General features: G+C 67.2%; 47 protein-coding genes. 38 read left to right on the forward strand and 9 right to left on the reverse strand.

What is annotated here, in order from left to right; genetic code table 11:
• Positions 1-2: 2 nt before the first annotated feature.
• The 5 genes from ACIA5D_RS36470 to ACIA5D_RS36490 are packed head-to-tail and all read right to left on the reverse strand — an operon-like array spanning position 3 to position 2673.
• Positions 3-416: a hypothetical protein gene (locus ACIA5D_RS36470; RefSeq protein ID WP_396035001.1), complete on the reverse strand. Its 414-nt coding sequence runs from the start codon at positions 414-416 to the stop codon at positions 3-5.
• A gap of 1 nt (position 417) precedes the next feature.
• Positions 418-663 (reverse strand): hypothetical protein, encoded by a 246-nt coding sequence (locus ACIA5D_RS36475; protein ID WP_396035002.1) that lies wholly within the window; start codon positions 661-663, stop codon positions 418-420.
• The gene (locus ACIA5D_RS36480; protein WP_396035004.1) at positions 660-1064 is read right to left on the reverse strand and encodes a hypothetical protein; all 405 of its coding nucleotides are present in this window, start codon (positions 1062-1064) and stop codon (positions 660-662) included. Before ACIA5D_RS36480 ends, ACIA5D_RS36475 begins: the two co-directional genes overlap by 4 nt.
• Complete coding sequence (locus ACIA5D_RS36485; protein WP_396035005.1) at positions 1061-1294, reverse strand: hypothetical protein; 234 nt, start codon at positions 1292-1294, stop codon at positions 1061-1063. The genes ACIA5D_RS36480 and ACIA5D_RS36485 overlap by 4 nt, the downstream gene beginning before the upstream one ends.
• Positions 1291-2673 (reverse strand): DUF2637 domain-containing protein, encoded by a 1383-nt coding sequence (locus ACIA5D_RS36490; protein WP_396035006.1) that lies wholly within the window; start codon positions 2671-2673, stop codon positions 1291-1293. The genes ACIA5D_RS36485 and ACIA5D_RS36490 overlap by 4 nt, the downstream gene beginning before the upstream one ends.
• Before the next feature lie 70 nt (positions 2674-2743).
• Here ACIA5D_RS36490 and ACIA5D_RS36495 point away from each other — a divergent pair, with 70 nt between their 5' ends.
• The 12 genes from ACIA5D_RS36495 (at position 2744) to ACIA5D_RS36550 (ending at position 11040) form a co-directional block, all read left to right on the forward strand.
• Entirely contained in the window at positions 2744-3067 is a 324-nt protein-coding gene (locus tag ACIA5D_RS36495; RefSeq protein WP_396035007.1) for a helix-turn-helix domain-containing protein, read from the forward strand.
• A gap of 86 nt (positions 3068-3153) precedes the next feature.
• A complete protein-coding gene (locus ACIA5D_RS36500; RefSeq protein ID WP_396035008.1) occupies positions 3154-3519 on the forward strand; it encodes a hypothetical protein in 366 nt (121 codons plus the stop codon).
• 19 nt (positions 3520-3538) lie between these two features.
• Complete coding sequence (locus ACIA5D_RS36505; RefSeq protein ID WP_396035009.1) at positions 3539-5149, forward strand: AAA family ATPase; 1611 nt, start codon at positions 3539-3541, stop codon at positions 5147-5149.
• Positions 5150-5398: 249 nt separating this feature from the next.
• A complete protein-coding gene (locus tag ACIA5D_RS36510; RefSeq protein ID WP_396035010.1) occupies positions 5399-6109 on the forward strand; it encodes a hypothetical protein in 711 nt (236 codons plus the stop codon).
• Complete coding sequence (locus ACIA5D_RS36515; RefSeq protein WP_396035012.1) at positions 6099-6395, forward strand: hypothetical protein; 297 nt, start codon at positions 6099-6101, stop codon at positions 6393-6395. The genes ACIA5D_RS36510 and ACIA5D_RS36515 overlap by 11 nt, the downstream gene beginning before the upstream one ends.
• 80 nt (positions 6396-6475) lie before the next feature.
• A complete protein-coding gene (locus tag ACIA5D_RS36520; RefSeq protein ID WP_396035013.1) occupies positions 6476-6700 on the forward strand; it encodes a hypothetical protein in 225 nt (74 codons plus the stop codon).
• Positions 6700-7119 (forward strand): hypothetical protein, encoded by a 420-nt coding sequence (locus ACIA5D_RS36525; RefSeq protein WP_396035014.1) that lies wholly within the window; start codon positions 6700-6702, stop codon positions 7117-7119. Before ACIA5D_RS36520 ends, ACIA5D_RS36525 begins: the two co-directional genes overlap by 1 nt.
• Positions 7120-7465: 346 nt before the next feature.
• On the forward strand, positions 7466-7909 hold the full coding sequence (locus ACIA5D_RS36530) for a Panacea domain-containing protein (RefSeq protein ID WP_396035015.1): 444 nt from the start codon (positions 7466-7468) through the stop codon (positions 7907-7909).
• 13 nt (positions 7910-7922) lie between these two features.
• Positions 7923-8405, forward strand: a complete 483-nt coding sequence (locus ACIA5D_RS36535) for a hypothetical protein (RefSeq protein WP_396035016.1) — start codon at positions 7923-7925, stop codon at positions 8403-8405.
• 322 nt (positions 8406-8727) lie between these two features.
• A complete protein-coding gene (locus ACIA5D_RS36540; RefSeq protein WP_396035017.1) occupies positions 8728-9381 on the forward strand; it encodes an RNA polymerase sigma factor in 654 nt (217 codons plus the stop codon).
• Entirely contained in the window at positions 9378-9959 is a 582-nt protein-coding gene (locus tag ACIA5D_RS36545; RefSeq protein WP_396035018.1) for a hypothetical protein, read from the forward strand. The genes ACIA5D_RS36540 and ACIA5D_RS36545 overlap by 4 nt, the downstream gene beginning before the upstream one ends.
• A gap of 460 nt (positions 9960-10419) precedes the next feature.
• Positions 10420-11040 (forward strand): DUF4352 domain-containing protein, encoded by a 621-nt coding sequence (locus tag ACIA5D_RS36550; RefSeq protein ID WP_396035019.1) that lies wholly within the window; start codon positions 10420-10422, stop codon positions 11038-11040.
• A gap of 64 nt (positions 11041-11104) precedes the next feature.
• Here ACIA5D_RS36550 and ACIA5D_RS36555 read toward each other — a convergent pair whose 3' ends face one another.
• From ACIA5D_RS36555 to ACIA5D_RS36565, 3 genes are read right to left on the reverse strand one after another with little or no spacing between them, the layout of a single operon-like run.
• Complete coding sequence (locus ACIA5D_RS36555) at positions 11105-11953, reverse strand: helix-turn-helix domain-containing protein (protein WP_396035020.1); 849 nt, start codon at positions 11951-11953, stop codon at positions 11105-11107.
• On the reverse strand, positions 11950-12480 hold the full coding sequence (locus ACIA5D_RS36560; RefSeq protein ID WP_396035021.1) for a DUF6879 family protein: 531 nt from the start codon (positions 12478-12480) through the stop codon (positions 11950-11952). The genes ACIA5D_RS36555 and ACIA5D_RS36560 overlap by 4 nt, the downstream gene beginning before the upstream one ends.
• Positions 12481-12483: 3 nt before the next feature.
• Positions 12484-12714: a lipid A biosynthesis lauroyl acyltransferase gene (locus tag ACIA5D_RS36565; RefSeq protein ID WP_396035022.1), complete on the reverse strand. Its 231-nt coding sequence runs from the start codon at positions 12712-12714 to the stop codon at positions 12484-12486.
• Between the two features lie 334 nt (positions 12715-13048).
• Between ACIA5D_RS36565 and ACIA5D_RS36570 the strand changes: the two genes are divergently transcribed.
• From ACIA5D_RS36570 to ACIA5D_RS36695, 26 genes are all read left to right on the forward strand, one after another.
• Complete coding sequence (locus ACIA5D_RS36570; protein ID WP_396035023.1) at positions 13049-13300, forward strand: hypothetical protein; 252 nt, start codon at positions 13049-13051, stop codon at positions 13298-13300.
• Complete coding sequence (locus ACIA5D_RS36575; protein ID WP_396035024.1) at positions 13297-13542, forward strand: hypothetical protein; 246 nt, start codon at positions 13297-13299, stop codon at positions 13540-13542. The genes ACIA5D_RS36570 and ACIA5D_RS36575 overlap by 4 nt, the downstream gene beginning before the upstream one ends.
• Positions 13539-13871, forward strand: a complete 333-nt coding sequence (locus ACIA5D_RS36580) for a hypothetical protein (protein WP_396035025.1) — start codon at positions 13539-13541, stop codon at positions 13869-13871. The genes ACIA5D_RS36575 and ACIA5D_RS36580 overlap by 4 nt, the downstream gene beginning before the upstream one ends.
• Positions 13868-14086, forward strand: coding sequence for a hypothetical protein (locus ACIA5D_RS36585; protein ID WP_396035027.1), 219 nt, complete (start codon positions 13868-13870; stop codon positions 14084-14086). The genes ACIA5D_RS36580 and ACIA5D_RS36585 overlap by 4 nt, the downstream gene beginning before the upstream one ends.
• Positions 14083-14283 carry a hypothetical protein gene (locus ACIA5D_RS36590; protein ID WP_396035028.1) on the forward strand — a complete coding sequence of 67 codons (201 nt, stop codon included), beginning with the start codon at positions 14083-14085 and terminating at the stop codon, positions 14281-14283. The genes ACIA5D_RS36585 and ACIA5D_RS36590 overlap by 4 nt, the downstream gene beginning before the upstream one ends.
• A 13-nt stretch (positions 14284-14296) precedes the next feature.
• On the forward strand, positions 14297-14488 hold the full coding sequence (locus tag ACIA5D_RS36595) for a hypothetical protein (RefSeq protein ID WP_396035029.1): 192 nt from the start codon (positions 14297-14299) through the stop codon (positions 14486-14488).
• The gene (locus tag ACIA5D_RS36600; protein WP_396035030.1) at positions 14488-14685 is read left to right on the forward strand and encodes a hypothetical protein; all 198 of its coding nucleotides are present in this window, start codon (positions 14488-14490) and stop codon (positions 14683-14685) included. The genes ACIA5D_RS36595 and ACIA5D_RS36600 overlap by 1 nt, the downstream gene beginning before the upstream one ends.
• Positions 14685-14903 (forward strand): hypothetical protein, encoded by a 219-nt coding sequence (locus ACIA5D_RS36605; RefSeq protein ID WP_396035032.1) that lies wholly within the window; start codon positions 14685-14687, stop codon positions 14901-14903. Before ACIA5D_RS36600 ends, ACIA5D_RS36605 begins: the two co-directional genes overlap by 1 nt.
• The gene (locus ACIA5D_RS36610; protein ID WP_396035033.1) at positions 14900-15094 is read left to right on the forward strand and encodes a hypothetical protein; all 195 of its coding nucleotides are present in this window, start codon (positions 14900-14902) and stop codon (positions 15092-15094) included. Before ACIA5D_RS36605 ends, ACIA5D_RS36610 begins: the two co-directional genes overlap by 4 nt.
• A gap of 2 nt (positions 15095-15096) precedes the next feature.
• Positions 15097-15372: a hypothetical protein gene (locus tag ACIA5D_RS36615; protein ID WP_396035035.1), complete on the forward strand. Its 276-nt coding sequence runs from the start codon at positions 15097-15099 to the stop codon at positions 15370-15372.
• Positions 15369-15617 (forward strand): hypothetical protein, encoded by a 249-nt coding sequence (locus ACIA5D_RS36620; protein ID WP_396035036.1) that lies wholly within the window; start codon positions 15369-15371, stop codon positions 15615-15617. Before ACIA5D_RS36615 ends, ACIA5D_RS36620 begins: the two co-directional genes overlap by 4 nt.
• Positions 15614-15784, forward strand: a complete 171-nt coding sequence (locus tag ACIA5D_RS36625) for a hypothetical protein (protein ID WP_396035037.1) — start codon at positions 15614-15616, stop codon at positions 15782-15784. The genes ACIA5D_RS36620 and ACIA5D_RS36625 overlap by 4 nt, the downstream gene beginning before the upstream one ends.
• Complete coding sequence (locus tag ACIA5D_RS36630) at positions 15781-16023, forward strand: hypothetical protein (RefSeq protein WP_396035038.1); 243 nt, start codon at positions 15781-15783, stop codon at positions 16021-16023. The genes ACIA5D_RS36625 and ACIA5D_RS36630 overlap by 4 nt, the downstream gene beginning before the upstream one ends.
• Entirely contained in the window at positions 16020-16277 is a 258-nt protein-coding gene (locus ACIA5D_RS36635; protein WP_396035040.1) for a hypothetical protein, read from the forward strand. The genes ACIA5D_RS36630 and ACIA5D_RS36635 overlap by 4 nt, the downstream gene beginning before the upstream one ends.
• A gap of 100 nt (positions 16278-16377) precedes the next feature.
• A complete protein-coding gene (locus tag ACIA5D_RS36640) occupies positions 16378-16638 on the forward strand; it encodes a hypothetical protein (RefSeq protein ID WP_396035041.1) in 261 nt (86 codons plus the stop codon).
• Positions 16635-16847, forward strand: a complete 213-nt coding sequence (locus ACIA5D_RS36645) for a hypothetical protein (protein WP_396035042.1) — start codon at positions 16635-16637, stop codon at positions 16845-16847. The genes ACIA5D_RS36640 and ACIA5D_RS36645 overlap by 4 nt, the downstream gene beginning before the upstream one ends.
• Positions 16844-17137 (forward strand): hypothetical protein, encoded by a 294-nt coding sequence (locus tag ACIA5D_RS36650; RefSeq protein ID WP_396035043.1) that lies wholly within the window; start codon positions 16844-16846, stop codon positions 17135-17137. The genes ACIA5D_RS36645 and ACIA5D_RS36650 overlap by 4 nt, the downstream gene beginning before the upstream one ends.
• Positions 17134-17376: a hypothetical protein gene (locus tag ACIA5D_RS36655; protein WP_396035044.1), complete on the forward strand. Its 243-nt coding sequence runs from the start codon at positions 17134-17136 to the stop codon at positions 17374-17376. The genes ACIA5D_RS36650 and ACIA5D_RS36655 overlap by 4 nt, the downstream gene beginning before the upstream one ends.
• Positions 17373-17594 (forward strand): hypothetical protein, encoded by a 222-nt coding sequence (locus tag ACIA5D_RS36660; RefSeq protein ID WP_396035045.1) that lies wholly within the window; start codon positions 17373-17375, stop codon positions 17592-17594. The genes ACIA5D_RS36655 and ACIA5D_RS36660 overlap by 4 nt, the downstream gene beginning before the upstream one ends.
• The gene (locus ACIA5D_RS36665; RefSeq protein ID WP_396035046.1) at positions 17591-17824 is read left to right on the forward strand and encodes a hypothetical protein; all 234 of its coding nucleotides are present in this window, start codon (positions 17591-17593) and stop codon (positions 17822-17824) included. The genes ACIA5D_RS36660 and ACIA5D_RS36665 overlap by 4 nt, the downstream gene beginning before the upstream one ends.
• A complete protein-coding gene (locus ACIA5D_RS36670; protein ID WP_396035047.1) occupies positions 17821-18063 on the forward strand; it encodes a hypothetical protein in 243 nt (80 codons plus the stop codon). Before ACIA5D_RS36665 ends, ACIA5D_RS36670 begins: the two co-directional genes overlap by 4 nt.
• The gene (locus tag ACIA5D_RS36675) at positions 18056-18274 is read left to right on the forward strand and encodes a hypothetical protein (RefSeq protein WP_396035048.1); all 219 of its coding nucleotides are present in this window, start codon (positions 18056-18058) and stop codon (positions 18272-18274) included. Before ACIA5D_RS36670 ends, ACIA5D_RS36675 begins: the two co-directional genes overlap by 8 nt.
• Before the next feature lie 72 nt (positions 18275-18346).
• Positions 18347-18502 (forward strand): hypothetical protein, encoded by a 156-nt coding sequence (locus ACIA5D_RS36680; protein WP_396035049.1) that lies wholly within the window; start codon positions 18347-18349, stop codon positions 18500-18502.
• Positions 18502-18684, forward strand: a complete 183-nt coding sequence (locus ACIA5D_RS36685) for a hypothetical protein (protein ID WP_396035050.1) — start codon at positions 18502-18504, stop codon at positions 18682-18684. Before ACIA5D_RS36680 ends, ACIA5D_RS36685 begins: the two co-directional genes overlap by 1 nt.
• The gene (locus tag ACIA5D_RS36690; protein ID WP_396035051.1) at positions 18677-18880 is read left to right on the forward strand and encodes a hypothetical protein; all 204 of its coding nucleotides are present in this window, start codon (positions 18677-18679) and stop codon (positions 18878-18880) included. Before ACIA5D_RS36685 ends, ACIA5D_RS36690 begins: the two co-directional genes overlap by 8 nt.
• The gene (locus ACIA5D_RS36695; protein ID WP_396035052.1) at positions 18877-19077 is read left to right on the forward strand and encodes a hypothetical protein; all 201 of its coding nucleotides are present in this window, start codon (positions 18877-18879) and stop codon (positions 19075-19077) included. The genes ACIA5D_RS36690 and ACIA5D_RS36695 overlap by 4 nt, the downstream gene beginning before the upstream one ends.
• Positions 19078-19095: 18 nt before the next feature.
• Here ACIA5D_RS36695 and ACIA5D_RS36700 read toward each other — a convergent pair whose 3' ends face one another.
• Positions 19096-19353, reverse strand: a complete 258-nt coding sequence (locus ACIA5D_RS36700; RefSeq protein ID WP_396035053.1) for a hypothetical protein — start codon at positions 19351-19353, stop codon at positions 19096-19098.
• Positions 19354-19487: the final 134 nt, after the last annotated feature.

Here is a 19487-nt window from a genome sequence, read left to right on the forward strand (position 1 = left end):
GGTCAGTGGTTCCTTTCGTAGAGGTAGGCGCCGGTGAGGGCGGCGACGGTGAGGTAGAGGCCGTAGCGGCGGGTGGGCCGGGCCGCGCACCAGCGCAGCGGACCGGTGAGCAGTGGCGGGAAGACGATGGTGACGGCGGCGAACATGGCCAGCCGGTCGGTCCAGTTGGAGACCTGCCACAGGACGCGCAGGATCAGGTTGTCGGCGGGGATCCGCTTCCGGTCGACTTTGGACGCGTTCCACAGCTCGCGCAGGGTCATCGGTTCGGCGGTCAGCAGCCACCAGGAGGTGAACGCCTGCCGGACCCGATCACCCCGGTTGATCTCACTGTCCGTGACCGGTATCCTCGCGCGTGCGCGCGCCGACACCGCCGGGCTGTCGAGGATCCGGGACCTCCCCCGCTCATCTGATCTCACATCACGCTGCGTATCCGTCGTCTCGGTCGTCATCGTTGCGTTCCTCCTCCCGTAGTTCGTGGACTTTCACCAGCACCCAGTCGAGGGCGTCGTCGAGACGGCCGGCCCGCCACGCCTCGGAGATCAGCCACCCGCAGGCGGCCCACGCCTTCTGTTTCGGCGTGGCCGCCGCGGCGATCCGGGCTTCGTGCCACAGCCGCCGCCGCTCGGCCTTACGGCTGGCCCTTTTTGTGTTTTCCCAGGTCACTGGGCCTTCACGAACTTCTTCGGGTGCTTCTCGGTGAGCTCGTAGCCGCCGAGCACCCACGCGAACACCAGCGCCACCGCGATCGTGATCAGGGTGGCCGTGTACATGAGCTGCGGGTTCAGGGCGACGCTGACGATCGCGGACATGCCGGCGCCGAGGGCGGTGCCGCCGGCCCGGGCGACCCACGGCCGCCACGGATTCACGGCGACGAGGTAGACGGGCTCGCCGGCGCCGATCTCCCCGAGCACCGGGTGGGCGGCCTGACCTGCGACAACAGCCTCGCGGTCGCGCATCTCAGCCGCGATCACGTCGAGCATCTGGTGGATCTCCTGCTGCGACACGGCCGTGTGCATCTCGTCCACGACCAGCGCGAGCCGGCCGGACGGCTGAGCGGCGGTCATCGGACACCCACCAGGCCGCGGCGGGCAGCGTCCTGCCGACGCTCGAGTTCACTGCCGAGCTCGGATGCCCAGTCGGCGGCGTCGTCGCGGACCGCATGTAGCAGCATCCGCGCGGCGGAGTGCGGGTCACCGTCGGTCTGGGCGCTCGCGTTGAACGTCTTACCCGTGCCGTTCACGGTCACGGTGACGGACACCTCGATGGTGGCCGGCTTGGTCTCAAGGTCGGTCATGCGGAGTGCTCCTTGGCGTCGTCTTCGGAAGTGCTCCGGCCGGCTGCTCCGCCGCTCCGGGCATGGTGCTCACGGACCGCGTCGATGAGCTTCGGAATGCGCCCGAAACCCGCTCCGGTGAGCCGGTTGACTTCCCGGTTGCCCCACTCGTAGCCGGGCTCCGGATGGGTGCGGAGCATCAACTCGACGGCCTCGTCGTTACTGAGCCGCCGCTCCGCCCCACCGGACGCCGGTGCGGTGTTTCCGCTGGCCCGCGTGGGCGCTCCGCCCGGAGCAGGGGCCTGCTTCTCCCGGATCCGGGACACGTGGGCGGCGTGCTCCGCCTTGAGCCGCTCGATCTGCTCCGCCGCCTCGGAGCGGGCCTGCTCCGATTCGGCACGGAACTGCTCCACCGCGGCCGCGTACTCACGGCGGTGCGTCTCGGCGAGTTCGGCTAGCGCGAGCTCGGCGCGTTGGGTGGCGGAGCGCTCCGCAGCGAGGGTGGAGTGGTGCTCCGTGAGCGCCACACGGAGCGCGGCGACGTGCATCCACGGGGCGAGCCGCCACCACCAGGCGGTGGTGTCGATCTGCCCGGCGCGGTGCTCCGTCTTGCGCTGGCGGACGGTCTCGAGGTGCGTGACCGCGTTGCCGATGGTCGCCTTGAGGTCATCGCTCGGCGGGTAGTTGCGCCACGCCACCCACGCGCAGGCGGTGTTGGTGGGCCAGGTGATCCAGCGCAGGCCGAACTTCGGGTTCTTGCGCCGTACCTCGTTGTCGGCGCCGAGTTCGAACTGGCCCAGCAGCTCGTCGAAGATCAGCATGCCGAGCAGGGACAGGATCGCCAGGTATCCGGCGCCGAGTTTCGACCCGCCGACCTCGTGCAGGAAGTTGATGCCGGCGGACGCGCACATGGCGAGCCCGGCGATGCGGACGGCCCGGTCGGGGTTGAGGTTCTTCTTGACGGCGCGGAAGGCCAGCAGCGCGAAGCTGATGGCGACGCCGTCGAGGGTGAGCGGGACCAGGTACTCCCAGCCGCCGGTCCAGCGAAGGTCTTCCCGGCCGAACGCGACAAGGCCCCGACCGGAGCCGACGAGCACCGCAACCCAGAACAGGCTGGCGGGAACCATCGCAGCGATCAGGAGCCGCCGGTCGCGCTTGTCCTCGTCGGACAGCGGCTTGCCATGGCGGGCGCCGGCCCGGAACGCCTGGCTGCGCAGCCACGGGATGGTCAGGCAGGTGACGAGGGTGAGCGCGGCGAGGACACCGACCCAGGCGATCGGGGGAATGGTGTCGAACGAGCTGATGATCTGCGCCCATGCGTCATGGGTCCACGACGGACCGGACACGGCTGAGCCGCCGGGGTCGGGGAGATCGGGGAGGGCGTAGATCGTCGCGGACACGGCTGCAAGTAAACCACAACTTGTAACCACTTGCTAGTGACTTGTAGGTCAGGTGTTGTAACCTCAGCTCATGACGCATGCCATCCCAGATCCGGCCGCCCGAGAGGGGGTCGCCGAACTAGTCGACCGGTTGCGTGCCAACCGCCTGCCCCCGCCGGCGGAACGCCGGGCTATTCGAAAGCGCGCCGACGTGACCCTTGATGACGTGGCAAAGGCGCTCGGCGTGGAAAAGATGACCGTGAGTCGTTGGGAGCGCGGCGTGCGCCAGCCCTGGCCAAAGAACCGTGCAGCGTACATCTGCCTGCTCCAGGCACTCGCCAAACTTGATCACGACCTTGGGTGGCGGATCCGAGAGACAACAGCAGCTCACGCAGATCAAGAGACAGCGGAATGAACAACTTCGCCTCCGAATCCGCCAGTCGTCCCAAGCCAGGAACTCGAGCCACCGAGCTCGGTCGCGTTGAGGGCTGCCCTTCTGGCATGACGACCGTGCTGTACCGCCGATTTGATGGCGGCGAACGGCTTTTGTACATCGGCATCAGCGACTGGCTGTACGACCGGGCGGTGATGCACGGTGCAAAGTCGCTGTGGACCGAGTTCGCCGCAACCGGAACCAACACCTGGTATCCCTCGCGCGCCGAAGCAAAGCAGGCCGAAGAAGCGGCAATCCGCGAAGAACGGCCGCTGTTCAACCGCTACCACTCCGCCCTCGGCGCCAAGGAACGGCTGGTCGACTACCTCACCGCGTTGGGCCGCGCGGACCTACTGGAAGCGATCAGCAGTTGGAAGTGGAGCTATAGCGAAACGGGGCGGTGTCGCTCCGCTTCGATCGAAGCCCCGAGATGACGGCGGCCGCGGCGATGCCATGCCACGGCCGGTTCATCACGCCCACGTATGCAACTACGGAAACAGACCACTTGAAGGTAGGCCACAGCGTGGTGATTCCGGGACGTGTCGCGTGACACTTCCCCGCCAAGAAGCCCACGCCAAACCGCGTAACGCACCACCCGCCGCACCTGGCGATTCGGGTGTGCCAAACGCGGCGGCACTGTCGATCCACGAACAGACTGTTCTTGGCTGGCTCCTGAGTCCCGCCAACCACATTGACGCCGAAGCCCGCCTGGCCGATCTCGAGGTGCAGCACTTCTATTCGATCGCGCACCAGGAGATCTACGCGGCGATAAGCGTGCACATCGGCGTCCCGAACATCTCGACGCTTGTCGCTGTCGACCTGGCCACGGGAACCACGCATCGCGCCGTGCGCGCCCTGGCGGGCGGCGTCATCAGCTACCTGTCCGAGTGCAAGGAACACGCTGACCTCCTCGGACTCCCGGAGTGCGCGTACCACGTGGCAAGGTTCGGGAGGCGTACCGACGCCGGCGTCGACTCGAGATTCACGCCCGGGCCGGCAAGGCGCTCGAAGCGGACGATCTCGCCGCGTACGACGCTGCCCTGGGCGAGATGCAGTACCTGCTCACCGACCAGCCCCCGGCCGACTTCCAAGATCGAATCCCAGGTCGATTGGGACGACGCCTTCGCCCGTGACTTCACCCGGATGGACTGGCTGCCGGGCCGGTTCCTCGAGCGCGGCCAGCAGATCACGCTGGTCGGCGACGGCAAGGTCGGCAAGTCGCTGTTCGTTCTCGACTGGGTGTTCAAGGCGGTCACGGGCCGGCCGTTCATCGGCGACATCAGCCGCCGGCCGATCAAGGTGTCGTACTTCGACCGGGAGAACAGCCTCCGGGACGTGGTCACTCGCGCCCAGGCTTTCGGCGCCACCGCGGACGACTTTCGCGCCCTGTTGTCGTACCGGCAGTTCCCCCGCTTCTCCGGCACGCTCGACGAATCACAGCAGGCCTCTCGCGAGTTTCTCGCCGTCATCGACCAGGAGTCACCCGATGTCGTAGTGCTCGACACAGCGTCGCGGTTTATCGGCGGCAAGGAGAACGACTCCGACACGTGGCTGCAGCTCTACCAGCTGGTCCACGAGCCGTTGAAGGCGCGCGGTGTCGCGTGCGTACGGCTGGATCATTTCGGCAAGGACTCGGACAAGGGCTCACGTGGCTCGTCGGCGAAGACCCAGGACGTGGACCACGTGTGGGAGATGCGCCGGGTCGACGAGCGCAAGACGGTGGCGAACGGCGTTGAACGAATCGCGACGACGATCCGGCTGAGTCGGCCGTACACGCGCACTGGGCTGGGCGAGGACGAGTTCATGGTGGTGCGGCGCGGCGAGAAGCAAGTTGGCGGTCTTTGGCTTCCCGGGCGGACTAGCCACGAACTCGCCGAGCCCGGCGCCCTCGAGACCATCCGTGGCGAGGTGGACCGGGTCGTCGACGACCTGATTGGTGCGAGCGTCCCGGCCGGCTTGGGCCGGGACAAGTTGAAGAGCTGGATGGCGCTGAAGGGCCTGCCGACGTTCAACAACGCGTTGATGGCGGACGTGGTCCGAGAGTTGAAGGATCGCCAGTCATGAAGATCAAAACCTGTCCTGAAACCTGTCCCGCCAAGATCTGTCCCCAAGATTGTCCCGACCTGTCCCCGAATTTCAGAAAAGCGCAGGTCGGAGCTGTCCTGTGCCTGTCCCGGACCTGTCCCCGCCACCTGCAAATGGCACCTGTCCTCTCCCACTCTCTCTAGGGAGAGGACAGGGGACAGGTCCGGGACAGGTCGCCAAGCCCAAACATGTCGTACCCCCGTGCTACTTGAAACCAGAGGAGGAGACATGACCGACCAGCAGAACCCACCTCCGCACCTCGATGAGGACCTCAACCGGGCATCGATGGATCGCAATGACGAGTCCGTGATCCGACAGGGTCAGCCAGCCGACAGGGTTACCGTCAGTGCTGGTGAGGTTGACGCAGCGGAAGGGGTGATCATGCCAAGTCTCACTTTGACCCCAGGGCGGACTGCGCCGCCAACAGCGCCGACCTATCGTGCCCCGATGAGCACCGCGCCCTTCAACGTCACAACCGTCATCGCAGCCATAGATCACGACCGGCCGGGCTTGTCAGAAACCAAACGCAACCTGCTGCTGTTCTTCTGCCAGGGCCACGAGCTTGCCCACAGCAACGAGCCGCTGTTCAGCGAGACCATCTACGCCACCGACAACGGCGTCGACGTGAAAATCGACGAGTCCTCGGTTGGGAACATTCGCGACAACCGACTCTCCGTGGTCGGTTACGTGCTGTCCCGCTACGCCAACCTCTCCCCCGCCGACCTGCGCAGCCTTGTTCAGGCGTCCAAGCCGTGGCAGTTGGCCCGAGACGCGCCCGACAACCACATCGAATGGGACTGGTTGACGGACTGGTTTGACCGGCCTGATGAGACCGACGACCCGGACGACGAACGGCCCACGAAACGGATGGTCGAGGCGATGATCGCGAAGCGGAAGGCCGAAGGAACCTGGCCGCCGAGAGACACCTATGACAGTTGACGACCGACTGTGGAACCTCGACCGCTTCCCGCAGCGACTGGCCCTGTGGCGCGACCGGGAACAGCCGCCGGCCGAGGTCCTGGCAGTGGTTGAGGAATGGATCCCGACTCGAAGGTTCGATCCGCGACGCGGTGCCCAGCTCGAACGCGCCGAGGACGACTTCTGGTGGGCGCGGGTTCCCGGCTCACACTACGACGGGCAGATAGTGATCTGCTCGTACTGGATCGTCGCCGCCGACCGAGTTGTGCGATGCGACCTGTTCAGCACCTTGTCGTGGCCGGCCTGAGCACTGCCAGCGATCCGATTCCCCGGAAATGCACGACACGGTGTAGTGCATTTTCCAGGCCTGACGGTAGCCTCGAAGGTATGAGCAGGCGCCCGGAGGTTGAGCTGTCCGACGCAGCGGCACGCTACGTCGAGGAGCACCCTGCCGTGATCGAAGAGCTGGCTGCCGGCGGAACCAAGCCTGCGCTGTCGTCGGTTCAGAAGGCACGGCTTCGTGCCCGCCTCAACGAGACCCGCGAGTTCGCCGCCTCCGCCGAGGGCCAGGCGTCGGCCGCAGCGTTCCTGGCCCGGTACGCCGGCCGGTGATGGACCCGGGCGTCGTTCTCGACACCTCAGCGCTCGTCGAATACGCCCGCAACGATGTTCGCGCGCTGCCCATCGACGAACTGCTGCGGGAGCTGCGCGAAGACACCGGCGGCCCCGTGCACATCCCCTGGTATGCGCTGGAGGAGGCCCAGCAGGTTCTCGCCGATGACAGGGCGGCGCTAGCCCGGCTGGAATCGTTCGCCGGCGCGCACGGTGTGCGCCTCGCCGATGCCGACACCACCCGGGCCGTGGACCTGATCGTGGAAGAGGGCCGGGTGACGCCCGGCCTGGCGCACGCCATGCTGCTGTCGGTCACCGGCGGCCTGTCGCTGGCCACGTATGCGGCGCCGACACTCGAGCAGGCCGGCTTCAGCTTGGGGCGGGTACTGGACCTCGACGAGGTGTTCCGCGAGGAGTAGCTGGCCCCACGTCCAGCGAGGTCTGCTGTTCGTTCTGTCGTGTGTCGGCACCATACGTTCGGGTGGTCGCCACGAACCGGGGAAGCACCGCAGACTGGCGGGGTGACGTCTCCTCGCCGAGTTGTGAATGTCACTCGCGAAAAAACGCGGCGGTAACCGACAGAATAGGGCAAACCACCCACGTTCTGTGACCGAACCGTTACCATGAGGACAGGGAATGTCGGACCTGATCGCTAGGCTCACCCGCAAACGAGGCGCACCGAAGGCGAACCTGGGAGGTGTATCCGTGGCAACCGCACACGACGTAGCCGCATACATCCTGTCCCAACGCGGCCCGATGTCAGCGATGAAGCTGCAAAAGCTGCTCTACTACGCGCAGGCCTGGCATCTCGTCTGGGACGACCAGCCACTGTTCGGCGAACGCATCGAAGCCTGGGCGAACGGGCCCGTCGTCTACGAGGTGTACCAACTGCACCGCGGCCAGTTCACTGTCACCGACTGGCCGGCGGGTAGCCCAAGCAGGCTGACCACCTCGGAGCGTGAGTCCGTGGACGTGGTTCTTGGCACCTACGCCGACCTGAACGCGCGCAAGCTCAGCCACCTCACCCACGCCGAGCAGCCGTGGCAGGAAGCACGGCACGGCCTGCACCCCACCGACCGGTCCAGCGCGGAAATCACGCAAGCAGCCATGCAGGAGTACTACAGCTCGCTGGACTCCGCGCAGGAGGCCGTCCCGGTCGACGAACTCACCTGGGACGACTGGGGAACCACACCGGCCGCGACCGCCTGAACGGGACCCGGTCATGTCGCCGAAACGGGCGAAAACCGTTCCTCAGAAGCAACTCGTCTCTGGCGCCAAGGTCCCGAAGACGGATCAGCGGGCGGCGGGCGGCCCGGACGCGGGCGAGCACAAGGTGACCTTCTCGTTTCAGCACGCCGACCGCGGCCACCACGGCGCCTGGTCGTGGGTGAGCGGCGACGAGGCGCACGAGCTGCTCGAGTTCATGTGCAACATCGGTCGGTCGACGTGGACGGAAGTCAAAGCGCAGCTCGCAGGGTCGAAGGGCGGTGCCCACAAGAAACACCATTTCCAGGCGGTCAACACGCTTAACAAGGAGGCGCAGGACCGGATCGCGCAGCTGCGCCTCGACGAGGTCTTCGACGCGGATATCTTCCGATTCCGCATCGGCAACAAGAAACGGCTGTGGGGCTTCATCGCCGCCGGCGTCTTCTACGTGTTGTGGTGGGACGCCGACCATGGCGTCTATCCAGTCGAAAAGGACTGACTCGATCGGCGATGGCTGGCGCCGCAGGCCGGCTATCACTGCAGCCTGGTGCTGGACCTCGACGAGTTCTTCGTGCCGGGCTAGCGCCACGGACGCGATCTCGAAAGGTACTGGCCAGTTGTCACCCGATCGTGTTCTCACGCTGCGACGGTTTCGAAGCCCTATATGGGTGGACGTTCCGTCAACGCGGACGAGAGGACCCCCACGGTGACAACCCCTGACGTTTTACCGAGCACCGGACCACATAGACCTGACTCGCACCGGCGCCAGCACAGCACCACCCTCATCCTGCGGGAGCGCACTCGTGGTTAATCACGACACCGTGCGCGACGACAACTCTGATCCAGCCGATCAGGACCGGCCAACTGCGGCGGCGGCCGACCGTGACCGCCCTGCGGAGCAGCCAACTCCCCTGTCCTGGACCGATCCGGTTTCGGGCGTTGCCCGCACCGATTGGGAGCAGGAGTTCGTGGCGTTTTTCCGTACCTCTTACCGGACATTGCTGGTGCAGGCCCAGTACGCCGGCGCGGACCGCGAGGACGCCGATGAGGCGGTCGCCGCGACCATGCTCGACGTCTATAACAACTGGTCTAGGCTCGACAACCCGCTCGCCTGGGCCCGCCGGGCAGTGGTGCGGTTCTATTTGAAGTCGAAGGCGCGGAGCTTGGACCTGATCCGCGCCGAGCAGGTGCGCAGACGTGCGGGCACACCGCAGGCACGGCCGGATGCGAACCTAACCACCTGGGAGGAATGGCAGTGGATCAGACAGTTGCTGCTCGACCTGTTGACGCCCGGCCAGCAGAAGGTCATGGCGATGATTCTCGACGGCTACACACCCACGGAGATCGCCGACATGTTCGAGGTCCAGCCGACCGCGGTACGCCGGCAGCTGTCCTACGCGCGGGCCCGGCTCGTCGACGCGTGGCAGAACGACCTGAGAACCGAACCCGGCAACCGACCTGAGGCCCGACCATGACACGCGACGCCAGCATCGGTCACCACTACGACGACGACATGATTCCCGGCCTGTTCAGCGTCGAGCGAATCGAGGCTGAAGCCGCCGCGGTCACCGACGAGCACATCACAGCCCGTTTGCACGACGTGCTCGCTACTGCTTTCGGGGCGCGTCTGACCAAGCTTGAGCGGCTGCAGTCTCCGTACCCGTTTCCCGCCAGCCCGCCGCCCGATGTGGACGCCGCGGACGTGCAAGACCTCGCGGTGCAGCTACAGAATCTGAAGCGGCAACTGCACAGTGTGCGGCTGGCGGTCGGGGAAGCCGAAGCCCATCGTGATGCCGTGCTGCGCGCCTGCGCCGACGCGGAACGGCGGCTGACCAGCGCAGGTCGTCTCGCGGCGGCGCCGTCAGTCGGTGACGGCCCGCTGGGCCCGACGGTGCTCGACCTGAGTCAAGGGATCATCGACGAGGCGCGGGCCGAGGCGGACCGGATCGTGAACCGTGCCCGGGTGGAGGCGGCGGCGATCGTGTCGGTGGCACAGAACAAGGCAGCCAGCCTGGTGGGCGGGAAGCCGCCCGGACAGGCCGGCCCGGAGTAGTGCGGCCAGGCCGGGGTTGGTCGCGGCATACGGCCCGGCGGACCACCCCATGGAGCGTGGATGCGAACGGTCGATCAACTTCAGCCTGGGCGACGACCGTTCGGTGAACCTCGGAGGACGGTCAGTGACCGACGCCGACCGTTAGGGCGACTGCGCGGGAACGACGAACGTCGTTGGGTGTGTGACGCGGCCGGGCCACCTGGGCTGGTGCCTGGCCGCGCCAACCAGCCCAGTCACCAGCCCGCTCGGAGTCCACCCCGTGTCGTACGATCCGCACGCGAATTGGCAGCAGCCAGGCCCGTACAACGCTCCGCCCCCGCCGGATCAGCCGTATCAGACCCCGTATCCGCCGCAGCAGTACGCGCCGCCACCGCAGCAGCCGTACCAGGCTGCGCCGGTACCGTACGGGCAGCAGCCGTTCCCGCCTCAGCCGCCGCAGGCACCGAAGCGGAGGACAGGGTTGATCGTCTTCGTGGTGCTGGCCGTCTTGTTCGGAGGCTGCCTGTTCTTCGGCGCCATCGCGAACCTCACCGACGACGGCTCGGACACCACCACGACCAAGAGTGTCGAGGATGCCGCGGACGTGGCCGATGAGACTGGTGCTGCGGCGCCGGCCCCGGAGGCGACCACCAAGGCTGCCGTCAAGCCGGCCACGAAGCCGCCGGCGAAGCCGAAGCCTGCGCAGCCCGGGTTGAACACGCCGGTGCGGGACGGGAAATTCGAGTTCACGGTCACGAAGGTGTCCTGCGGCAAGGAGCAGGTGGGCAGCGGATTCCTCGTGTCGAAGGCGCAGGGCGAGTTCTGCCTGGTGAATGTGACGGTGAAGAACATCGGCGACGAGGCCCAGACGTTCACCGGCGGTTCTCAGAAGGCGTTCGACGGCAGGGGTGTCGAGTACTCCAACGACGGTGGCGCCGAGCTCAGCGTGAACTCGGGCGCTGAAACGTTCCTGGAGGAGATCAACCCGGGCAACTCGGTGAAGGGCACCCTGGTATTCGACGTGCCGGAGAGTACGAAGCTGACCACCATCGAGCTGCATGACTCGTTCTGGTCCGGCGGGGCGAAGGTTGCGCTGAAGTAGTGCGGGGACGACGAGGCCCTGGGACCGTCCTGCCCCAGGGCCTCACGTCTGGCGCTGTGGAACGCTACGCAGTCAGGTCCTCAATGATGGCTCTGATGAGGCCTCTCGCCTCCGCGCCTTCAACGGCGTCGTTCCACAGCCGCTCCATGATCCGGCCGAGCAACGCTGCCTCCTCAGTGAAATACCGCGTCTCTCCCACAAAGCTTTCCGTTACGGCAAGCTCGTCGTAAAGGACGAACGAAGCCTGCGGCGCAGTGTGAATTCGCTTCAACAGGGGGATGATTCCGAACCGCACGTTCGGCAGCATCGTCACTGAGATGAGCCGATCAAGCTGTACCCGCATTACCTGCGGATCGGCCAACACTGTCCGGAGCGCGGCCTCACAGACGATGATCTCGAACCGTTTACTCAGGTCGTTCAGGTGCTGCTGCCGGCCGATCCTAGTCTGTACTGCCGGTTCGACATCCCGCGGCGTTTCTCGCAGCTCATCGAGGTCGATGAAGACAGCGCGGGCGTAGTCCGGGACCTGGAGGATGCCGGGAATCCAGATGGTCTGGAAGATTCGAAAGCGGCTGCTCTCGCGATAAAGCCTGTCGTATTCACCCTGTAGCGCGGTGCGCCCGTACCGCATGCGGTCCTTGAATGAGCTACGCAGGGCTCGCACGGTCTCGAGCATGGCAAGCATCTCGTCACGCCTGGAGTCGTCGAGGCCAGTCACTTCTGCCCACGCGTGAATGTCGGCCGCGGTCGGCGTGCGTTTGCCGTTCTCGGTCTTGGAGACTTTCGCCGGATCCCAGTGCAAGGCGGCACCTACATCCTGGGCCAGCATGCCTGCGGCTTCCCGTGCCTCGCGAAAACGTTGAGCCAACCCGTGAGGGCGGGTCAGCCAGTCTTCGGCGCGGAAGTCGGTCATATGTTCTCTCCTCGCGTCGTGTGGACTGCGAGGTCCCACCACGCGCGTGCTCGATCGAGCTCGGCTTCGTCAGTGATCAGTTCGGTGTGGATACGGCGGCCCTCCTCGTTGTGAGTCAAGACCATGAGCCGTTTATCGTCGAAGAGCCACCAGTCGCGTTGGGCTACGCCGGCCAAGAGTCCGGCGACCGTGGCTTGTCCTTCAGTGAGGTAGTCGATGCGTTCGCCGGCGCGGATGTTCCACTGACCTGTCCATCGAATCCATCTCTGGTAGTCGGTGGGCGGGTCTCGGTGGATGCGGACTCGTTCCATGCGCCGGCCTTCAGCTCTCTGGTTGGCGACCTGGGCGAGCCATCTTGCTGAACCCTCCACGTTGATGGGCTCAACCGGGCTGCCTGCCAGGAAGTTGCTGTACGCGTCACGCTCGCTGGCGACCCAGTACCACGGCTGCATCTCGCACCGCAGTGCTGTGCGTTTGAAGTCGCGCAGTTGGGTGCTGAACTCGTCGCCAGCGAGCGTTCGACGCATGGTTCAGCCGAGCTCGCGGAGGCGGTCGATCACGTCGGCGGGAAGGAAGACCGCCGTCTCGTCGGCGCCGATGCCGGAGTTGTTGGCGCGGCCGACAGCGGCGACCTGCTCGATGGTGCCGGAGTCGAGATTCTTGCCGACGAGTACATATCCTCCGTCGACCTTCATGATGCTGGGGCAGTCGCCGTCACCGGATCCCCAGGTCTTCCACAGCCACTCGATGTTGTCGAACACAGCGGTCCCCTTCGTGTGAGTGGGCGGACCTTTGTGGCCCGCTGTGATGGTCCCACCAACCGTGTGTCAATTGCGAGCCTTCTTGTCGCGTGCTTGTGGAGCACTTGACGACTGCGTCTTGATCGTTTCTACACGAAAGCCCCGGCCAGCGTGAAGTGGCCGGGGCCATTGGGGGACCTCGCGTGTCAACTGTAGCGCAAGTTGTCTACAAGTACTTTACAAGTTGCTACAAGCGTGCTTCCGTGGGAGTCAGGCATCAAGCCATCGACTCCCGGCCGGGGTTGGTGCGGCACAGATCCCCCTGCCCCGGCTGGAACACCTCCCGGAGGACCCCGTGGACACCACCACGACGACACTCCCCGACCCCGCCAGCGCCGACATGCGCGCGAACCTTCACAGCCTAATCGCCAAGCACGGGCCGGACGGTCTCGCCAAGATGACCGGCCCGCTCGACCCGGACCTGCTGCCGCTCCTGGAGGCAGCCCTGGCCCGGCACGGCGGCGACCCGGCCGCGGCGCTCGGCATCCAGGACCCCGAAGCCGCCGCGTGGGTCCGATCCCTGCCGATGAGCGAAAACCCGCGATGACCCTGTCCACGACCGATTTGGTGCTGATCGCCGCCGCCGACCGGGGCGAGTTCACCTACGACGACAGCCTCACTTACGGCGTCCTGTGGCGCGGCGCCGAAGCCGAATACGACCTGCACGCCCGGGTCAACAACCTCAGCTGCGACGGCTACCTCGTCGCCATCGACGACGGCCCGGGTGTCAGTCCGGTGACGGTCACCGACGCCGGGTATGCCGAACTGCGTAAGGCCGGCGTGCAATGACTCCCGCCGTCTTCTTCAACGCCGACGCCGCCGGGCGCAACGCGGACTGGCCGGCTGAGCCCGACCTGGCGACTCTCGCCGCGGTGCTGCGGGAGCGTGCCTCCGAGATCCTCACCTTCGAGGTGCGGCTGTTCGGCCGGGACGGCATGACCGTCGGCTTCGGCAACCGCAGCGACGCCCCGTGCGGCATCGACAAGGTCGCAGACCTGCTCGAGGCGATCGAGAAGGCCGACGACAGCCAGGTCCTTGACCTGGCCACCGCGACCAGCGGGCTGACCATGCTCGCCACGGACGTGACGACGGTGCGCGTGACGGTGGTGGCGGGATGACCGCCGAGGACCGTGACCTGATCCGGGCTGCAGCTGCCGAGCGGCTCGTGAAGGTAGGCCACGAATTCGACCTGGACTACATCGAGGTGGATCGCGCGACGCGGCAGCGAATCCTCGACCTGATCGCCGACGGGCTGCTGTTCGTGGTGGACCTGACCGACGCGGTCCGCCGCCCGGTGAAGCCGACCGACAAGGCCGGGCAGGTGCTGCCGTGACCGCCCCGACCGCTCCCGCCCTGACGTGGGCCGACCCGCACGAGGCGGTCGTCGCGCTGCCGGCTGGCGGCACGGCCCGGATCTATTACGACTGGCAGCGCTGCGGCTGGACCTCGGACCGGCCCGGCGCCTGCTTCCAGCCCGTCCACGCCACCTATGTGGACGTTCTGCCTTCTCTGCTCTCCCCCACCCGCTGATCTGGAGGACGAAATGTCCACCGCAACGCTGACCCCGACCGCCGGTGACTTCGGCGACTGGGACGACTTCCTGAAGTTCGCCACCCTCACCCAGCACCTCACCCTCGACGTCGACCCGGACTTCGACGGTCTGCGCCGGCCGAAGCGTCCTGCCCGCGGCGCCGAGCAGCGGGCCGCGATCGACGAGTCGCTGCGGGAGGCGTGATGCCGGTCTACACGTTCGCCTACCGCTTCCTCGGCCAGGAATGGCATCGCGGCACCTTCGACAGCGGCCTCGACGCCCCCGCGTTCGGTGAGGAGCTGTTCAGGCTGGGCCCGAACAAGCCGACCGACGAGATCCGCGTCTGGGAGGGCTACGACACCGAGCGTGCCCCGGACGCCGTCGCACGTAGGGAGGCGTGATGGCCGTCTGCTACTTCGAGGTCACAGACCCGCAGGGCAAAGTCCGTCTGACCAAGACCGACAGCATGTGCTCGGTTCCGGAGGGCACCGATCCGGCCGAGTTTGGCCGTGACTTCCTGGACGCACCGGACAACGCCGGCTGGACGTGCCGGGTGTGGATCCAGGACGGTGTCCTGCCGACGCCCGATGGTGAGCCGGACGCGGTGGTGACGGCATGATCGTCTTCGAGATCGCGTACGCGTCGGGTGGCGTTGTCGACAAGTCCGCCAACGCCGCCGACATCGAGGCCCTCGCCGATCTGCTGAAGGCGAAAGCCCGCGGCGACAACTCGGCGCCCGTGAAGGTAAACGGCCTGCCGCACCTGACGGTCGGCGACATCCGCTCCCTCGAGATCAGGGCGGAGTGGTGACGATGGTCGAGCCTGACAACCACACCGCGTGGATCGACCGCGGCGGCGACACGTGGGTGCGCGTCGACGACTACCCGATCGGCTCGTACGGCATCGAACGCTGGGGGCCGTGGTGGCCGCTCACTGACGGACCTGGCTGGGAGCCGCGGGCCCTCGACGGCATCGGCCAGCCGCGCCCCTGGGATCAGGTCGACGAGTTCCACGGCCCGTTCACGCCGGCCGGACCGGAGCGCACCGCCCGCGCGATCGAGCGTGTCCGGCGGGAGGTGGCGTCGTGACCGCCCACCGCTATGTGGATCCGTGGACGCCGCTGTTGGACCTGCAGGTCGGTGACCGGGCAATCAACCGGGGCGGCCAGGCAATGGAGTGGAACGGCCACCGCGGCATCCCCGTCTGCGGGGGCTGTGATCTGGCGATGCACCAGATCACCGACGACGGCTCCTTCTGCTGCCCCGGGTGCCATGTGACGACCGGTGAGGCATTGCCGGTGTTCGGGTCGGCCTGCGACGAGGTGGCGTCGTGAGTCGCGCCTACGAGACGACGAACCGCCGCTACCTCGACGTCAACGAGCAGGCCGGCCGGGACCGGCAGCGGACCCGCAGCTGCCCGTCCTGTGCGGCGAAGCTGCCGAGCGGCGCCCTGTCCTGCGACTGCGGGTGGACCGCCAGCCGTCAGGCGGTGACCCGGTGACCGCCGAGGATGCCCGCCGCGCCGAGGCGTTGTTCTGCTCCGACCTCGACATGCGTGCCTGCCCGAACGGGTCGGTGGTGCGCTGCACCGTCACCGACACCCTCGCCGCTGTGGGTGAGGCTGAATGCGCGGCGAGGATGGCGCAGGCGTACGGCGACGACCCGACGTACGCGGCCGTACGGATGCGGTGGGCGCTGCTGTCCGTCGGCGCCGCGTTCTCCCTGGCGACGATCCCATGACCGGCCACGACCTGCTCGACTGGCTGAAGGATCTCCTCGGCGGCCAAGGCATCACCCTCGTGCTGATTCTCGCCGCGCACCGGCATCCGAAGCCCGGCCGGCGCGAGGTGCACGCCCACGTTGAGAACAACCACGTCGAGATCACCGTCGGCGACCCCGCCGATGGTGAGGCAGTGGTGTCCGCCCTCGACGAGCAGGACGTCACCGTCGACTGGACCGGTGACGCCCGCGACCGGATCCACATCGACGTCTGACCGGCGACCAAGCCTCCCAGCCCGGGCCCCGCCCCACGCTTCCCCTGGGCTGGGGGGCGTGGCGGCCGGTCAGATGACCGGGCGAGACAAGGACAACACCGTGAGAGAAATTCACATGAGCCCGGCGGATCTCATGTCCGCCCGCAACGGAACCGCCACTGTCGTGCGTGTCGCCGACTGGGACTCCGGCATCGAGGTCGCCCTCGATGTCGAAGACGGGGAGATGCGCGCCCTGCACGCCGGGATCGCCCGGGTGGTGCTGTCGCCCGCCGACTTCGAGCTGATCGCCCAGGCAAAGGGCCGAGGTCATGAGGTGACCGCTGACGACGGTGCCGCCTACGGGGTGTCGGTGTGGGCGTGATCGACGGAGATGACGTGTTCGAGCCGATCACGGGCCGGGATCCGGTCGCCAAGACGATGGTCGAGTCGTTCGTTGCCAGTTACCCGAGCGAGTCGAACGAGCAGATCGCCGAGCGCATCCGCCGCGCCGGCCGCAGCATGGGCGGGGATCTGGGCGACGTGATGACCGCGGAGATCGTGGCCCGCTGGCGTCCGGAGATGGCGTCGTGAACCTCACCGTCGAAGAGACGCAGGTTCTCAGCTGGGCGTTGCTGCAACAGGTGTCGTGCGCGGTCGGCGAGGAACACAGACTTGCTCGCTGGTATCCGGACCCGAACCCGGGGACGGAGATACACGGCATGCGCCCGAATGCCCTGGCGTTCGTGGACGCCGACGTCGCCAATCGGCTGATCGAGGCGAGTCTGCTGTATCTCACCGATGGCCGGGACACGGAAGGCTGCCGCTGGCTGCGGCCTGTGGATGCCGAGGCGATCCGCTCGCTGATCGGGGGCCCGCAGTGACCACCCCTCCGAAGATGTGGCCCGGCCGGGTCGCCGCCACGCCCCAAGGCAACTACCTCGTCGACGGAAGCTGGGCGGTCGTCGAGACTCAAAACCTGTGGGAGGCGTGGCCACTGCCGGACTGCGCCAGCGCCCGGTTCGACATCGACGAGTACAGGGCGACGCGGATGCCGTCGGAGCATACGGGGCGGGCGACGGCCGAGGATTTGGTCCGTTCGCTGATCGGGGACCCGCGGTGACCGCCCCGATGACCACCGACCCGCGCATTCACCGGGTGCGGCCGTCCGGGCGCGCTGACGAGGCGTGGGAGGAAGTTGCCGGCCCGTGGCTGTTCGAACGGTACGGCGATGCCTGGTGCGCAATCAAGCGGATCAACCAGATGCGCCGGCCGTCCCCCGGCAACCCGTTCCCCACCCTCGACCAGGCCGTCCGCTGTGCACTCGAGGAGGCATCGTGACCGCCCCTACGAACCTCGACCGGGACGTGATTCCGCTGCCGAACGGCTGGCGGGTGCACCGCGACGACGGCACCAGCCGCACAGTGCTGCCCCGGCTGTCGGGCGAGGGCTGGGCGGTGTTCGACGGCGCCTCGACGAGCACGGACCGCACGCCGCGGCTCGGCTACCCGGGCAGCTGGCGGCAGGACCCGGCGCAGGCCATTGAGTGGGCGCGGACGGTGACGTCGTGAGCCCCATCGAGCACCTGCGGGAGTGGTCCGCTTCCGGCGACGAGTGGTCGGAGATGTGCGACCTCCAGCGCCGCAGCGAAGACCCTGAGGCGAAGCAGCGGATGGCCGAGCTGCTGGAGTCGTACGCCGACCGGATGGAACGTTCTGGCCTGGTCCGGTTGTTCGCGTCGTCGTTCACGCCGGAGTCGCTGCGCGCTGAGGCAGCCGAGTACCGGGCAGGACGCGACCCGCATGCCTGAGCTTCAGCCCATGCTGGCCCGCAGCCGCTACTGCGACGAGGAGTGGGAGTACGCGTCGTCGGGCAGCTGCGATCGGGAGCTCGAGTGCGGCATATATCCGGGGCGGATCGTTCGCTGCGGCCAGCCGTCATCACCGAATTCCTTCTACCGCTGGTGCGACGAGCACGACCGGGACGCCCGGGACGAGAACCCGGCAGCGTACGGCAAATGACCGAAACGAAGCAGGGCCGCGCGTCCGTCCCGTCCAAAGACACCGCGCGACCCCAGAGCGAAAGGAACGCTCATGACGAACGTAGCAGCGACCGACCGGACCCGGCCCGCGGACTGGCCCTACACCGAGCAGGAGATGCGGCAGGTCCGCGACGCGGTGCAGCGGGAGGCGTACCCGCCGGCGGGCCGCACAGGTGTCGGCAGTGTCCTGCGCCGGCGGTTGGGCTGATGGCCCACGAGCACGCCGACCGGCTGACCGTGTACTTCGACGACGCGCGTGAGCCGCGCAGCTTCGAGGACGTGTCGTACACGCTGTACCGGGAAGGCGTCGTCGTGTACGTGGACGGCGACGCCGAGGATTTCCCGCTGGCCCGGGCGGTCGCCGACAAGCTGGCGGCAGCCGATGCCTGAGGCCGGTGAGCGATACCAGGAGCCGGACATGGTGCTGGCGAACGAGTGGACCGGCGAGGCGTGGACGTCCGTGTGCCCGGACGACGACGTTGCGCTGACCGAGCGGGACGACGACGGATGGCTGGTCTGCCCTGTGTGCGGGCGCCGGCACCACGACCTCGCGGAGCAGGCCCAGCCTGAGGCGGCCGCCCGGTGAGCGCGGCGTTCAATGTCGTAGCCGTGGCCGCGGCCGGCCAGCGGCTGGAGTATCTGCAGACGAACATCACCGGGCCGGTGTCGTGGCAGCCGGTCGAGGTGCAGATCGTTCCCGAGCGGTGCGACCACTACAACACGGTGTGCGTGCGGTGCGTGGACGAGTGGCTGCTCGACAACGAGCTGCGGGTCGCCGGGTAAAGGCGGCGCGGTGTTCGGCTACCGCTTGCCGCGCCGCCCCTTCTTGGGTGCGGCGCCGCCGCCGAGGCGTAGCGGGGGCACATCGTCCGGGCGGAGTTTGCGAACGTGGGCAGCTGACCGGCCTACCAGTTCGGCGATCTCCGCCGGTGGGACGTGCTCTCGCCACGCTTGAGCGATCAGTTCCTGTTCCTGGTCGTTGAGAGCCTTCGCCTCGGCCTCGGCGTTCACTCTCCGCTGCGCTATCTCGGCGAGTTGTTGCCGCAGGTCTTGTGCCATGTGCACACCTTAGCGCTACACCGTGGCGCATACCTGTACGACCCTGATAGCATTACGCCATGCCGAAGCGCTCGGTATTAGCGCTTCGATCTAGCGGTGATGCTAGATAGTCGCCTTACACCCGCACTTTCGGA

It is taken from the genome of Actinoplanes sp. NPDC051513, assembly GCF_044454685.1.
In the GTDB taxonomy this organism is placed as follows: Bacteria; Actinomycetota; Actinomycetes; order Mycobacteriales; family Micromonosporaceae; genus Actinoplanes.